The sequence below is a fragment of the Rahnella sikkimica genome (assembly GCF_002951615.1).
Taxonomy (GTDB): Bacteria; Pseudomonadota; Gammaproteobacteria; order Enterobacterales; family Enterobacteriaceae; genus Rahnella; species Rahnella sikkimica.
The window spans coordinates 312200-326637 of the sequence record NZ_CP019062.1 but is presented as its reverse complement, the minus strand read 5'-3'; the positions used below and the strand labels follow the sequence as shown (position 1 = coordinate 326637).

The window sequence follows — 14438 nt, the reverse complement described above, 5'->3', positions numbered from 1 at the left end:
CGGCGTTTTTTTTGGCGCAAAATAAATCACAGCAACGCTTTTGCCGCTTCCAGAATATGCTCCGCCGTCAGGCCGTACTCCTGCTGTAAAAACTCCTGCGTTCCTACCTGGCCGTAACGCTCTTTCACACCGACACGGCGCATCGGCACCGGGTGGTTTTCTACCAGCACTTCCGCCACGGCAGACCCCAGACCGTTATGAATACTGTGGTTCTCACAAGTCACGATTTTGCCCGTTTTGGCGGCGTATTTAATGATGATGTCTTTGTCGATAGGTTTGAGTGTGAACATGTCGATCACCGCCGCGCTGACGCCTTCGCGCTCCAGCATTTCTGCCGCCTTCAGCGCTTCTGCCACCATAATGCCGTTGGCAATCAGCGTCACATCGCTGCCGTCGCGCAGCAGATTCGCCTTGCCGATGGTGAACGTCGAACCTTCCTTATAAACCTGCGTGGCCTGTTTGCGGATAGTCCGCACCCAGTAAAACCCTTTCAGATCCATCAGCTGCAGCAGGATATTGCGGAACATCACTGCGTCAGTCACTTCCATCACTACCGAATTTGCCAGCCCGCGCACAATGCCCATATCTTCAAAAGACATGTGCGTGCCGCCGTTGTGGCAGGCGCTGACGCCCGCATCTGAGGCGATAATTTTGACGTTATTCTTCTGGTAATCCAGCGACATAAACAGCTGATCGAAACAGCGGCGGCTGGCAAAAGCGGTAAACGTATGCACAAACGGCACGCGCCCGGTCAGCGATAAACCCGCCGCCACACCGATCACGTTGGCTTCCATGATGCCGCAGTTAATCACGTGTTGCGGGTGATCTTTATGCACGCCGTCCATTGCCATCGAGCTCATCAGATCCGCTTCAAGCGCGATAATAGGCGTGTTCTCGACAATCTTCTCGCGCACGGTATTGGCGTAGACTTTGCGCATTTCAACCGCATCTTTCTGCAATTCCAGCGTGACTTCAAACATGGGCGGCCTCCAGCTCGGCAATAGCATTTTCAATTTCCAGTTTTACATCAGGCGTTAAGCGCAGGTGATGGGAGTTCGCCAGTTGTTCGAGATACTTCACGCCCTGCCCTTTTATGCTGTCGAGGATCACCACCAGCGGACGCTGCTCGGCATGGCGAACCGGCGTCACGGCTTCACTTATGGCCTCCACGTCATCGCCTTTAATGGTCTGAACATCAAATCCGAATGCACTGAATTTTCCTGCCAGATCGAACGGCTTAATCACTTCGTCCAGGGTGCCGTCGAGTTGCTGTTTGTTGTAATCGATGAACAGCGTCAGGTTATGCAGATTGTGGTGAGCGATGAACTGGAAGGCTTCCCAGCACTGCCCTTCATTAAGTTCGCCATCGCCAAGGATGCAGAAAACGCGATTGGAGCGGCCTGCCAGTTTATGCGAAAGCGCCATGCCCGCCGCGATGGAAACGCCCTGCCCGAGAGATCCGGTTGTGGCATCCACACCCGTGGTACGCAGACGATCCGGATGGCTCGGCAGGCGGGTGCCGTTCTGGTTCAGCGTTTGCAACTCACTGACCGGGAAATAGCCTTTCAGCGCCAGCGTGGCGTAAAGCGCCGGGCCCGCGTGGCCTTTGGAAAGCACGAAATAATCGCGTTCCTGCCAGTCCGGTTTAGTCGGGTCGATACGCATCACATCGCCGTACAAAACGGCCAGCGTTTCCACCACTGACATACTGCCGCCGTAGTGCCCGAACCCCAGACCGGTCAGCATTTTCAGCGTTTCGATGCGGATATGGCGGGCCAGTTCACGAACCTCCTGGACATCTTTCATCTTGATGGGTCCTTATTTTAGTGAGCACTTATCCTGGCCTGTTATTGCTAACAGGCAGGATGAGTGTTTCCCGGTTGGATTAAAGAAACGTATTGATGCAGGGAATTACTTCTCAGTGACTTCTTTGTCAGTCACCGGTTTTTTGCCGAGATAGTTCCAGGCGACCAGTACCGCGAAGATGCCGACAATCAGCGCCATGATGCCTTCCTTCGACATGAAGCGGGCCAGATTACCCAGCAGGATGCCGATAACACCGAAGTCCGCATCAGAGAACGTCGCGTTGGCAAAGCCCAGCGCGCCAAGTACCGGCAACAGCAGAACCGGCAGGAAGGTAATCAGCACGCCGTTGGCAAAAGCACCGACCATCGCGCCGCGACGGCCACCGGTTGCGTTACCGAACACGCCCGCCGTTGCACCGGTAAAGAAGTGCGGTACAACGCCCGGCAGAATCAGCACCAGATGCATCTGGCCTAACAGGAACAGCCCGACCAGACCGCCGAGGAAGCTGAACAGGAAACCAATCAGCACGGCATTCGGGGCGTACGGATACACCACCGGGCAATCCAGCGCCGGACGGGCATTCGGCACCAGTTTTTCGGAGAAGCCGACGAACGCCGGAACGATTTCTGCCAGAATCAGACGCACGCCTTGCAGGATGATGAACACACCGGCCGCAAAGGTAATCGCCATGATGATGGAGTACACCAGATAGTTCTGGCCTGAACTGTAGGTTTGCTCGACGAAAATCTGCCCGGCAAATACCGCCATTATCAGGTAAATGATGATCATGGTAAGCGAGATGGAGATTGAGCTGTCGCGCAGGAAGCTGAGGTTTTTAGGCAGATTCATCTCTTCGGTTGAGCGTGAACCCTTACCGACTTTGCTGCCGATCCAGCCCGATAACACATAACCGATGGTGCCGAAATGGCCGAATGCCACATCGTCGCTGCCGGTGATTTTGCGCATATACCGCTGCGCCAGTGCCGGGAAGAACGCCATGATCAGACCCAGCGTCAGGGAACCGGTGAAGACCAGCGCCACCCCTTCAAAACCAGCAACGGTCAGGATAACGCTGATCATACAGGCCATATAAAACGTGTGATGCCCGGTCAGGAACACATATTTCAGACGGGTAAAGCGCGCCACGATCAGATTTGCCACCATACCGAACGCCATAATTAATGCCGTCGGCGCACCGAATTTCTCCAGTGCGATGGAAACAATGGCTTCGTTGTTTGGAATAATACCCTGGATATTAAAAGCGTGTTCAAACATGCCGCCGAGTGGATTTAATGCCCCCACTAATACGGTGGCCCCGCCAGCCAATACTAAAAAGCCCAGTATTGTTTTAACGGTTCCCTTGACGACATCTGAAAAGTTTTTCTTTTGCGCGACCAGACCAATTAATGCAATAAGCCCGACCAGCACAGAAGGCACTTTTAATATATCAACCACAAACTTGAGCGTCTCTTGGATAAACATATCCACCTCGTTATTCCCCGTCATACTTCGAACTGCAGATGCGTTGGCTGCGTTCACTCACCCGAATCACTTACAGTAGTAAGCTCACCGGGATTCCTTCACTTGCCGCCTTCCTGCCATTCGAATTATTTAGGGGGAAATATTAATTTTATTAGTCAGGTATGTTCAGTGCCAATCAGGACACTGGGTGTTTTTCAAAATGCGCAATCAGTTTGGTTTCAAGCTCATTAATATCGATAATGTTGGTGATGACCACCAGCTGGTTTTCCGGAATGCTGGCGCTGGCGGCAATGTCCTTCGCCATGACGAACAGATCCGCTTCACCCGGAATCGCCGATGACAAATCCGAGTGCTGGACATCGGCCTGAATGTTTAATTTTTTCAGGACTTTCTTGATATTGATTTCTACCATAAAGCTGCTGCCTAAACCGGAACCGCAAATCGCCATAATCTTCATAAATTCACCTGATCTTTATCTGTTTTTAAACGCGCAGGGAACACGTATCCGCTGCGCAGGATAATGCCTGTGAAAAACACTTTTTTTCTGAGACCGAAATCGTTAGTCAGTTTTATTTAACGCAATGACGCTTAACCTAAATTAATAACGCGCAATGACTTCCTGTATTTCCTGTAACGCTTTGGCCTGAAATATTTTCTGCATATCTTCTTCGCTGGAGAACAATTCAGCCAGTTCGGAAATAAGCTCAATGTGACTGTGCTTATCCGGTGCAGATAACATCACCACCGTATACACAGGGTCGTTATCTTCCGAATTAAACTTCACTCCGTGCGGCAATGTCAGTAAAGACAGTCCTAATCCGTTAGCGCCTTCTTCCGGCCTGGCGTGTGGCATCGCAATACCGGGTGCCAGAACAAAATACGGGCCCAGTTTTTCGCGCTGAGCAAAAATTGCCGTCAGGTAGTCGGGTGTAATCGTCCCTTCTTTCAGCAGCGGTTCAGCACTGACTTCCACGGCCTCACGCCAGTCAGTGATATCTGTTCTGATCTGAATCCTCTCAGAAGTCAGCCAATCATTCAGCATTGTTATGGCTCCGGTATATTTTTATTAAGATGGCAGGTCGAATTTCCCCCAGACACCACCAGCGATCCAGACTCTACTTCAGCGATAGCGTTAACATCTGTGATACATCTCACAAAGATAGCGCTACCAAGCTTCTATCATTGAGAACTGTGATAGCGCTATCAAAAATAGTCGCGCTGCGTAACCATCCGCCTTCCGGTCACACAAATAACGGTATACTTTGTCGGGAAATTGCCGATAATTTACCGAATTCTGCCGTGGTTCCTGTTCGATACCGGTCCTGCTGCGGCCTGTTTTTTTCGCTATGCCTGCGGGTATAATTTGTGCGCAAGATGCGCAGTCAGGATCGTGAATGTCCATCAACAAAAAAAGACGCAGTACCGGAAGAGTGACGCTGGCCGATGTCGCGCAACTTGCGGGCGTGGGAAGCATGACTGTTTCCCGTGCGCTGCGAACGCCTGAACAGGTCTCCGATAAACTGCGGGAAAAGATCGAAGAAGCGGTCAGCCAGCTGGGCTATCTGCCTAATCAGGCTGCCAGTTCACTGGCTTCGGCCTCTTCCAATACGATTGCGATGATTGTGCCGAGCCTTTCCGAATCCGGTTGCGCCGAGATGTTTGCCGGTCTGCAAAAAGTACTGCAACCCGCCGGATATCAGATCATGCTGGCCGAATCCCAGCACCGGATCGAGCGTGAAGAAAAGCTGCTGGAAACCCTGCTCTCCTATAATCTGGCGGCCGCCATTTTGCTGTCGGTTGAACACTCCGCCAACGTGCGCCAGTGGCTGGATAATCTGACCATACCGGTCCTTGAAATCGGTGCGCTGACCGATTCCCCGATAGACATGAACATTGGGATTGATTACGTCGAAGCCATGTTTCAGCTCACGCAAACCGTGGTGGCGAAGGGTTATCAGAACATCGGCATGCTGTGTGCCAATCAGGAACAATGGATTTTCCAGCAGCATCTGCAAGGCTGGCGTAAGGCAATGCTCAAGGCGCATATGTCGCCGCATCGCGTGATTAACGCCGCTGAACCGGCCAGCTTCTCAACCGGCGCACAGCAGTTGCCGGAGTTCCTGCTCGCCTGGCCGGAAATTGACGCGCTGGTGTGCGTTTCCGACGATCTGGCGTGCGGCGCGCTTTACGAATGTCAGCGCCGGCGCATTAAAGTGCCGGACGATTTGGCCGTTGTCGGTTTTGGTAATGCAGATGTGAGCAAAGTCTGTCAGCCTCCGCTGACGACGATTGCGATCCCGCACAAAGAAATTGGGGTACGCGCCGCGCAGGCACTGCTGGCGAGAATTCATGACGAAGATTGGGAAGAAGTGACGATCGCATCGTCATTGTGTAAGCGGGACAGTTGCTAGAAAAGTGGCGGACGACTTAACATCGCCCGCCGGTTGCCTTACTCCGCGTCACCTTCAGAGTGCGCGCTGTCTTCATTGTGCTCGCTTTCCGGGGCTAACGCAGACGGTTCGCGCGTCAGCGGTTTACCGTGTTCTTTTTCGTTGTTGCGCGTCATCCACAGGGACAATGCTTTCAGGGAATCCGGGGTGAATTCGTCACAACGTGCCGTAATTTCTTCCGGCGTCATCCAGCGAACGGCATCAATCTCTTCTTCCTGCAAAGCGAAAGGCCCGTGTGAAACGCAGCTAAACAGCGCGCCCCAGACGCGGCATTTATTTTCTTCTTCGAAGTAGAACTGCCCGTGATCTGCAAAGGGAACACCGGCAATGCCCAGCTCTTCTTCCGCTTCACGGCGGGCAGAATCAAGGATATTTTCACCGCTTTGGACCACGCCACCGGCCGTGGCATCGAGCCAGCCCGGATAGAAGTCTTTGGTTTCAGTACGACGCTGAACCAAAATATTGCCCATGCCGTCATGAACCACAATATAGCTGGCACGGTGACGCAGGACCTGAGCGCGCATTTGTTGTCGGCTGGCCTGGGCAATGACCTCGTTTTCTTCGTTGACGATATCAACCCATTCATCCGTACTGATGTTTTGCTCTTGTTCTGACATCCGATGAACCTTCTCTTTTAAGCGCGGGTCTGTGCGCAATAAGTCTGTGCGCAGTCATTTTGCAACACGTCGATAATGTTCGGAGATTCTATCTGGGTCTGCAGGGTGGCTTCAATAGCTATGGATGCGTTGATGCAAGCTAAAAGCTAAGTTACCACGGAAAGTTTGCCATCAGACAACTCCGACTTAGACTGCTATTCACTCACGTTATGATACCCTATTAAGTCAGATAAAAAGCTTGTGATCAGCAGTAACACATAGGCGCATTTCGCCCCGCAAATCGCCAAGAGTGATTAAAACAACGCAGGAGGCAATATGATTGATCTTTATTACGCACCAACCCCCAATGGCCATAAAATTTCTCTTTTTCTTGAAGAGAGTGGCCTGCAATACCGGCTCCACCGCATGGATATCAGCGCAGGAGACCAGTTCAAACCAGAGTTCCTCGCCCTGTCCCCGAACAACAAAATTCCGGCCATTGTCGACAGCCAGCCTGTTGACGGCGGTGCGCCGGTCAGCGTCTTTGAATCCGGTGCCATTTTGCAGTACCTGGCAGAGAAAACCGGGAAATTCCTGAGCAAAGAGCTGCGCGAGCGCACATCCACACTGGAATGGCTGTACTGGCAGGTGGCCGGATTTGGTCCGATGCTCGGCCAGAACCATCACTTTACGCATTACGCTCCGCAGCCGGTGCCTTACGCTATCGAACGTTTCCTCCAGGAGACGCGGCGTCTGTACGGCGTACTGAACCGTCAGCTGGAGAAAAACGCGTATATCGCCGGTGATCATTACAGCATCGCGGATATCGCCACGTACCCGTGGGTGGTGGCGCACGAGCGTCAGCGCGTTGATCTGGCTGAATACCCGGCCGTCCGCAACTGGTTCGAACGTGTCAAAGCGCGTCCTGCAACCCAAAAAGCCTACGCACTGGCCTCCGTGCAATAAGCGCTCTCGCCTCCGGTGCTTGCCGGAGGCGTTCTGATTTCAGCTGAAAAAATAATTCCTAATTGTGCTCCATATCGCGCGTTAATGGTGATGACTCATCTATGATTAGAGACAGTTCATCCGCGTATTCAGACAGTTAAGGATCACGATATGAAGATCTTGATTACCGGCGCAACCGGGCTCATTGGCCGTAAACTGACGGAACGGCTTCTCGGGCAATCTCATCAGATTACCGCGTTAAGCCGTGCGCCTGAACGTGCGGCGAAACTGCTGGGGCCACAGGTTCAGATCTGGGAAACCCTTGATGGAAAAACATCGCTGGACGGTTTTGACGCGGTGATTAATCTGGCGGGCGAGCCGATTGCCGACAAGCGCTGGACGAAAGAGCATAAAGCCTTGTTGTGCGAAAGCCGCTGGCAGCTAACAGAAAAACTGGCGACGCTGATCAACGCCAGCCATACGCCGCCTTTGGTCTTTATTTCCGGCTCTGCCGTGGGTTATTACGGCGATCAGGGTCAGGCATTGGTGCCCGAAGATGAACCGCCGAATAAGCAGTTTACCTGGCAACTGTGCGCCCGCTGGGAAGCGCTGGCGCTGGCCGCCGAAAGCCCGCGCACCCGCGTTTGTCTGTTGCGTACCGGCATCGTTCTGGCTGAAAAAGGCGGTGCACTGGCCAAAATGGTGCTGCCTTTCCGCGCCGGTCTGGGCGGCCCGCTGGGCGATGGTCAGCAATATATGCCGTGGATCCATATCGATGACATGATTGATGGCATCGTTTTCCTGCTGACGCACGAAACGCTCTCCGGCCCGTTCAATATGGTTTCGCCCTATCCTGCCCGCAATGAGCAGTTCAGCGCCCTGCTCGGTGAAGTCCTGCACCGCCCGGCGTTTATGCGCGCACCCGCGCCGGTGATACGTTTGCTGATGGGGGAATCAGCGGTGCTGGTTCTCGGCGGGCAGCGGGCGTTGCCGAAGCAACTCGAAGCGGCGGGATTTACCTACCGGCATAAGGAGTTGAAGGAAGCACTCGAGGATTTGCTTAAGTGAAGGGCTTGCTGCCCTTCGACCCGCTCGGAGGATTTTCACTTGCAGTGAGGCACGCTAAAGGCTAGACCGAGAAAGTTTCGGTTTCTCAATTGCGGTGATCGCCCGGACATTCTCGCCGAAACCGCCCAAAAGAGGCCAGGACGGGCCTCTCTTGGATCTCTCGCGTCTTTTCACTGAGCGCTGCCGCTTGCTGGCTATGTTTCAGGAACTCCGGCTAGTGCCGCAAACGCCGCCGCTTTGCGGTGCTCTCATTTCAGGTTCAAACCAGCTCGAAAAAAGACTCTCGCCGTTTCTCACCGTTCATTCAACGTCGTTTTGAAAGCGGCTTGAGGCTATGTAATTCGAAAGATTAATGTTGGCTGATTTTTGATTTGCTCCTTCCCCTCTCACGAGGGGAAGGCCGGGATGGGGTGTGGGTTTTAGCGACTCAGTTGCTTGCCAAACCCCCTCCCGGCCTCCCCCTTGGCAGGGGGAGGAGCAAAGCAAAACATTAGTTATGTTAAAAAAAGTTTCTGGCCGCTTTCAAAAAGCTTGCCGCACGAAGTGTTTCGAGACCAATGGCTCGAAACCGAGGAAGGGAACCGCGTAGCGGCAAGATTTCGCGGCAATAACTGTGACACCTGAAACATAGCCAGCAAGCGATAGCGCGTGTTGAAAAAGCGGGGAGAGCTCCAAGAGAGGGAACGCACTTCCCTCTCTTGGTCGGTTTCTGCACGAACGGCTAAACGATCACATATATTGAAAAACCGAAACTTTCACAATTCTATATTTAACCGGCCCAGCCGCAGGCCCTACTCCTTTATATCCGTCTGATAAAAGACATGTTTCCCAAACGGGTCAATCTCATATCCACTCACTTCCTTACGAACCGGTTCGAAAATCGTCGAGTGCGCGATCATCACCGCCGGAGCCTGATCATGCATCATCTGCTGGGCCTGCTCGTAGAGCGCGACACGCTTCGCATGGTCGGTGGTTTCCTTGGCTTCGGTAATCAGTTGGTCAAACGGCGGGTAACACCATTTCGCGGAGTTTGAACCACCCTTCGCCGCATTACAGGTAAACAGCGGACCGAAGAAGTTATCCGGATCACCGTTGGCCGTCGTCCAGCCCATCAGCGCCGCCATGTGTTCGCCGTTGCGTATGCGGGTCTGATATTCACCCCACTCAAAGCTGATGATGTGCGCTTTCACGCCAATCTTCGCCCAGTCGGCCTGAATCATCTCCGCCATGCGGCGCGCATTCGGGTTATACGGGCGCTGAACCGGCATCGCCCACAGATCGATATCAAAACCGTCCGGCATTCCGGCTTCTGCCAGCAACGCTTTGGCTTTTTCCGGCGAATAATCGTAATCGGCAACCTTGTCGTTATAACCCCACACACCCGTTGGCAGCAGCGTTTTGGCTGCGGTGCCTGTACCGCGGAACACCGCTTCAATGATTTGTGGCTTATTGATCGCCATGCTCAGCGCCTGACGCACTTTCACATTATCCAGCGGTGGTTTCTGGGTATTGAATGACAGGAATCCGGTATTCAGGCCGGATTTGCTCATCAGATTAATGTCTTTGTTGGCACGCAGACGATCCAGATCGGCCGGGTTCGGGAACGGCATGACCTGACACTCGTTTTTCTCCAGTTTGGCGAGCCGCATCGCCGCATCCGGCGTGATGGTGTACACCAGACGGTCGATTTTAGATTTGCCCTGCCAGTAATCCGGGAACGCCTTGTACAGCAGACGCGTGTCTTTCTGATATTGCACCAGCTCAAACGGGCCGGTGCCGACCGGGTTCTGATCCAACTTCTCCGGCGTACCGGCTTTCAGCATCTGATCGGCATATTCTGCCGAGAGGATAGACGCGAAATACCAGGCCAGATCGGCCACAAATGGCGCTTCCGGGCGGGTCAGATTGAAGCGCACGGTGTAATCATCCACCTTGTCGATACTGCCAATCAGATCACCCAGTTTCAGGCTGTCGAAATTCAGATACGTGCCGCCGGAAATTTTATGGTAAGGATTATTTTCGTCTTTCTGGCGCATGAACGAGAAGATAACGTCGTCAGCATTAAAGTCGCGGGTCGGCGTGAACAGCTTGCTGCTCTGGAATTTCACGCCTTTGCGCAGATGGAACGTGTAGGTTTTGCCGTCCGGGCTGACATCCCAGCTTTCTGCCAGACTTGGCACCAGCTCCGTCGTGCCGGTTTTGAAATCCACTAAACGGTTGTAGATCGGCACCGCGCTGGCATCCACCGAGGTGCCCGAGGTGTAAAGTTGCGGATTGAATTGCTCAGGCGAACCCTCAGAGCAGTAAACCAGCGTTTTCGCCGAAGCGCCGCCGGTGATGGCTAATGCCAGTAAACCTGTGCTTATTTTTAAGATGTTGTGTTTCATTCTTTTCCCTATTTTCCCTGTCCGGAGAGTGTTTAGATCTTCTTCATCGTGGAACATAAAGCCAAAACAGATTAACATCTGGATAACACCTAGTAATGCTTTGTTATATATGAAAATCTTATAACAACACACCTTATTGGCGATCATTCAGAGGTCAAGATGTCGACACCAATCGCAAAACAGCTTACCGAACGTTTCTACCGCTATCTCTCCGTAACGTCACAAAGTGACGCCAGCGCGACTTCGCTGCCGAGCACGCCGGGCCAGCATGATATGGCGCGTTTACTGGCCGATGAGCTGCACCAGCTCGGTCTGGAAAACATTCAGATTGATGAACACGCGACCGTTACCGCCGTCAAGCCGGGCACGAAAAAAGGTGGCCCGCGCATCGGTTTCATTACGCATATTGATACCGTGGATGTGGGTCTGCGCCCGGACATTCATCCGCAAACGCTGCGCTTTACCGGCGGGGATTTGTGTCTCAATAAAGAACAGGATATCTGGCTGCGTCCGGCGGAAAGGCCGGAAATTCTGCCGTATCTGGGCGAAGAGATTATTTTCAGCGATGGCACCAGCGTGCTCGGTGCGGACAATAAAGCGGCCGTCACCGTAGTGATGACACTGCTGGAGAACCTCGGCGCAGAGCAGGAATACGGCGATATCGTGGTAGCCTTTGTGCCTGACGAAGAGATTGGCCTGCGCGGCGCAAAAGCGTTGGATCTCGCCCGTTTTGACGTGGATTTCGCTTACACCATCGACTGCTGCGAACTTGGTGAAGTGGTATACGAAAACTTCAACGCCGCCGCCGCCGAAATAACCTTTACCGGCGTCACCGCGCACCCGATGTCCGCCAAAGGCGTGCTGGTGAACCCGCTGCTGATGGCGCAGGATTTCATCAGTCATTTCGACCGGGCTGAGACGCCGGAAAACACCGAAGGCCGCGAAGGTTATGTGTGGTTCAACGGCATGAGCGCCTCGCAGCAAGGGGCTACGCTGAACGCGTCCATCCGTGATTTTGACAGCACCAGTTTTGCCGCGCGTAAGCAGAAGATTCAGGATGTCGCGAATGAAATTGCAGCGCAGTATCCGACGGCGAAAGTGTCAGTTGAAATCAGCGACACTTACAGCAACATCAGCAGCGCCATCGGCGAAGACCGTCGCGCGATTGATTTGATTTTTGCGGGTTTGAAAGAGATTGGTGTTGAGCCAAAAGTGATCCCGATGCGCGGCGGCACCGACGGTGCAGCGTTGTCAGCGAAAGGTTTACTGACGCCAAACTACTTCACGGGCGCACATAATTTCCATTCGAAATATGAGTTCCTGCCGGTGAAATCGTTTGTGAAATCCTATGAACTGACCGTACAGCTTTGCCTGCTGGCCGCGAAAATCTGATTTCCCTCAGGTAAAACCCACACCCCATCCCAGCCTTCCCCTCAGAGAGGGGAAGGAGCGTACGGATATTACTTCAACGCACCGGACAGGAACTGCTGTAAACGGGCGCTTTTCGGATTACCAAAGACTTCACCCGGATCACCCTGCTCTTCGATAACGCCCTGATGCAGGAAAATCACATGGCTGGAAACGTGGCGGGCAAATTCCATTTCGTGTGTGACTACCACCATGGTTTTCCCCTCTTCCGCCAGCTTTTGCATGATGCGCAAGACTTCGCCCACCAGTTCCGGATCGAGCGCTGACGTCGGTTCATCGAACAACAACACTTCCGGCTCCATCGCCAGTGCACGGGCGATAGACACGCGCTGTTGCTGACCGCCTGACAGGTTCACCGGATATTTCCCCTGCGCGCGGGCGTCGATACCCACTTTATCGAGGTATTTCACCGCACGTTCACGCGCTTCGGCTTTGCTCAGTCCCAGCACCTGAACCGGCGCTTCCATAACATTTTCCAGCACCGTCATGTGGCTCCACAGGTTGAAATGCTGGAAGACCATCGTCAGTTTGGTGCGCAGCAGTTGCAGCTGTTTTTTGTCGAAGACTTTCAGTTGCCCGTCGGTGTCGCGCACCATACGGATATCCTGATTATTGACGCTGATCGAACCTTCGCTCGGTTTTTCCAGGAAGTTAATGCAGCGCAAAAAGGTACTTTTCCCGGAACCTGACGAACCGATAATGCTGATGACATCGCCCGCATTCGCAGACAAAGACACGCCTTTCAGCACTTCGTGGTCACCGTAGCGTTTGTGTAAGTCGAGAACCGCTAATTTGTTTTCTGGCATAATATTTATATCCGCAATGGTTATTTTTATCAGTGGCTTGACTGAGGCTTAACGTGCGCCAGCCAGCGTTTTTCCGCCTTGCGGAACAGACCAATCAGGACAAAAGAAACACAAAGATAAATCACCGCCGCAATCCCGAATGCGTAGAAAGGCTGATAGGTCGCGGAGTTAATATCGCGGGCGATTTTCAGCACATCCGGCACCGTGGCGGTAAAAGCCAGCGCGGTGGAATGCAGCATGAGAATCACTTCGTTACTGTACGCGGGCAGCGCGGTACGCAAAGCCGATGGCAAAATAATGCAGGTGTACAGTTTAAAGCGCGAGAATCCGTAGGCATTGGCCGCTTCAATTTCACCGTGCGGAACAGAACGGATCGCGCCGGCAAAAATCTCCGTGGTATAGGCACAGGTATTGAGCGTCAGCGCGAGGATCGTACAGTTCAGGCCGCTGCGGAAAAACGCATTGAGAAAATCTGTGCCACGCACGATTTCCAGGCTGTACATCCCGGAGTAAAACACCAGCAACTGAACGTACAGCGGGGTGCCGCGAAAAATATAGGTATAGAGCCAGATCGGGTAACGAATGAATTTGTTGGAGGAAACCCGGCCAACTGCCATCGGCACCGCCAGCAATCCGCCCATTACCACGGAGCTGATCAACAGCCACAGCGTGATCGCCAGACCGGTAAAACGGTAACCGTCGCTGTACAGCAAGGACATGCCGTATTGTTGTAAAATTTCGATCATAGGTCCGCCCTCTTCACACCCAGCGAATAACGGCGATCAAGCCAGACCAGCACGCCGTTCGACAGCGTGGTGAAAATCAGATAAACCACACCCGCAACAATCGCGAAGTAGAAAGGCTGGTACGTGCCTTTGCCTGCCAGCTGCGTCGCTTTCACCACGTCATTCAGGCCGAGCAGGGACACCAGCGCTGTGGCTTTCAAAATAACCTGCCAGTTATTGGCAATTCCGGGCAGCGCAAAACGCATCATGGCCGGGAATAAAATACGACGAAAAATTTGCGAGCCGCTGAAACCAAACGCCGTCGCCGCTTCAATCTGGCCGCGGGGAACCGCCATAAAAGCACCACGAAATGTCTCGGTAAAATAGGCACCGTAAATAAAGCCCAGGGTAATAATACCCGCGCTCATAGGATCGATATCAATCTGAGAAAAACCGAGGGATTCAGTCAGGCTGTTAAGCGCAATCTGCAATCCGTAGAAAATGAGCAACATCAACACCAGGTCAGGGACGCCGCGAATAAGCGTGGTGTAACAGCCAAAAAAACCCGAAATAACCCGGCTCTTTGACAGTTTCCCGCCAGCCCCGATAAGCCCGATCACCAACGCTAAAATCACTGACGAAATCGCCAGCTCCAGTGTCACCAATGTGCCCTGGATAATTACCTGGGAATACCCATACAGCATGTAGTTTTCCTGTCTTCAGTGGATCCCGGCGCAGGCCAAAT

At 53.1% G+C, this 14438-nt stretch carries 14 protein-coding genes; 4 read left to right on the top strand and 10 right to left on the bottom strand.

The window, feature by feature from the left end; genetic code table 11:
• Window positions 1–26: 26 nt before the first annotated feature.
• From BV494_RS01580 to BV494_RS01560, 5 genes are all read right to left on the bottom strand, one after another.
• Window positions 27–980, bottom strand: a complete 954-nt coding sequence (locus tag BV494_RS01580) for a transketolase family protein (protein ID WP_104921262.1) — start codon at window positions 978–980, stop codon at window positions 27–29.
• Window positions 973–1806, bottom strand: coding sequence for a transketolase (locus BV494_RS01575; protein ID WP_104921261.1), 834 nt, complete (start codon window positions 1804–1806; stop codon window positions 973–975). Before BV494_RS01575 ends, BV494_RS01580 begins: the two co-directional genes overlap by 8 nt.
• 105 nt (window positions 1807–1911) lie before the next feature.
• Window positions 1912–3288 (bottom strand): PTS ascorbate transporter subunit IIC, encoded by a 1377-nt coding sequence (locus tag BV494_RS01570; RefSeq protein ID WP_104924667.1) that lies wholly within the window; start codon window positions 3286–3288, stop codon window positions 1912–1914.
• A 175-nt stretch (window positions 3289–3463) separates the two neighbouring features.
• Entirely contained in the window at window positions 3464–3745 is a 282-nt protein-coding gene (locus BV494_RS01565) for a PTS sugar transporter subunit IIB (protein WP_104921260.1), read from the bottom strand.
• Window positions 3746–3886: 141 nt separating this feature from the next.
• Window positions 3887–4330, bottom strand: a complete 444-nt coding sequence (locus BV494_RS01560; protein ID WP_104921259.1) for a PTS sugar transporter subunit IIA — start codon at window positions 4328–4330, stop codon at window positions 3887–3889.
• A 352-nt stretch (window positions 4331–4682) separates the two neighbouring features.
• On the opposite strand from BV494_RS01560, the gene BV494_RS01555 reads away from it, so the two are divergent.
• Window positions 4683–5699 (top strand): LacI family DNA-binding transcriptional regulator, encoded by a 1017-nt coding sequence (locus BV494_RS01555; RefSeq protein WP_104921258.1) that lies wholly within the window; start codon window positions 4683–4685, stop codon window positions 5697–5699.
• 38 nt (window positions 5700–5737) lie between these two features.
• Here BV494_RS01555 and yfcD read toward each other — a convergent pair whose 3' ends face one another.
• Complete coding sequence (yfcD, locus tag BV494_RS01550) at window positions 5738–6355, bottom strand: NUDIX hydrolase YfcD (protein WP_104921257.1); 618 nt, start codon at window positions 6353–6355, stop codon at window positions 5738–5740.
• A gap of 315 nt (window positions 6356–6670) precedes the next feature.
• Here yfcD and yfcG point away from each other — a divergent pair, with 315 nt between their 5' ends.
• A complete protein-coding gene (yfcG, locus tag BV494_RS01545) occupies window positions 6671–7300 on the top strand; it encodes a GSH-dependent disulfide bond oxidoreductase (RefSeq protein WP_104921256.1) in 630 nt (209 codons plus the stop codon).
• Between the two features lie 150 nt (window positions 7301–7450).
• Window positions 7451–8347, top strand: coding sequence for a TIGR01777 family oxidoreductase (locus tag BV494_RS01540; protein ID WP_104921255.1), 897 nt, complete (start codon window positions 7451–7453; stop codon window positions 8345–8347).
• Between the two features lie 791 nt (window positions 8348–9138).
• On the opposite strand, the gene BV494_RS01535 is transcribed toward BV494_RS01540, so the two are convergent.
• Complete coding sequence (locus BV494_RS01535) at window positions 9139–10734, bottom strand: ABC transporter substrate-binding protein (RefSeq protein ID WP_104921254.1); 1596 nt, start codon at window positions 10732–10734, stop codon at window positions 9139–9141.
• Window positions 10735–10893: 159 nt separating this feature from the next.
• Between BV494_RS01535 and pepT the strand changes: the two genes are divergently transcribed.
• A complete protein-coding gene (gene pepT / locus BV494_RS01530) occupies window positions 10894–12126 on the top strand; it encodes a peptidase T (RefSeq protein ID WP_104921253.1) in 1233 nt (410 codons plus the stop codon).
• Between the two features lie 68 nt (window positions 12127–12194).
• Here the strand turns inward: pepT and hisP are convergent, their stop codons facing one another.
• From hisP to BV494_RS01515, 3 genes are read right to left on the bottom strand one after another with little or no spacing between them, the layout of a single operon-like run.
• Complete coding sequence (gene hisP, locus BV494_RS01525; RefSeq protein WP_101076125.1) at window positions 12195–12968, bottom strand: histidine ABC transporter ATP-binding protein HisP; 774 nt, start codon at window positions 12966–12968, stop codon at window positions 12195–12197.
• A gap of 29 nt (window positions 12969–12997) precedes the next feature.
• Entirely contained in the window at window positions 12998–13714 is a 717-nt protein-coding gene (locus tag BV494_RS01520) for an ABC transporter permease (RefSeq protein ID WP_104921252.1), read from the bottom strand.
• Window positions 13711–14397, bottom strand: coding sequence for a histidine ABC transporter permease HisQ (locus BV494_RS01515; protein ID WP_101076127.1), 687 nt, complete (start codon window positions 14395–14397; stop codon window positions 13711–13713). Before BV494_RS01515 ends, BV494_RS01520 begins: the two co-directional genes overlap by 4 nt.
• Between the last annotated feature and the right edge of the window lie 41 nt (window positions 14398–14438).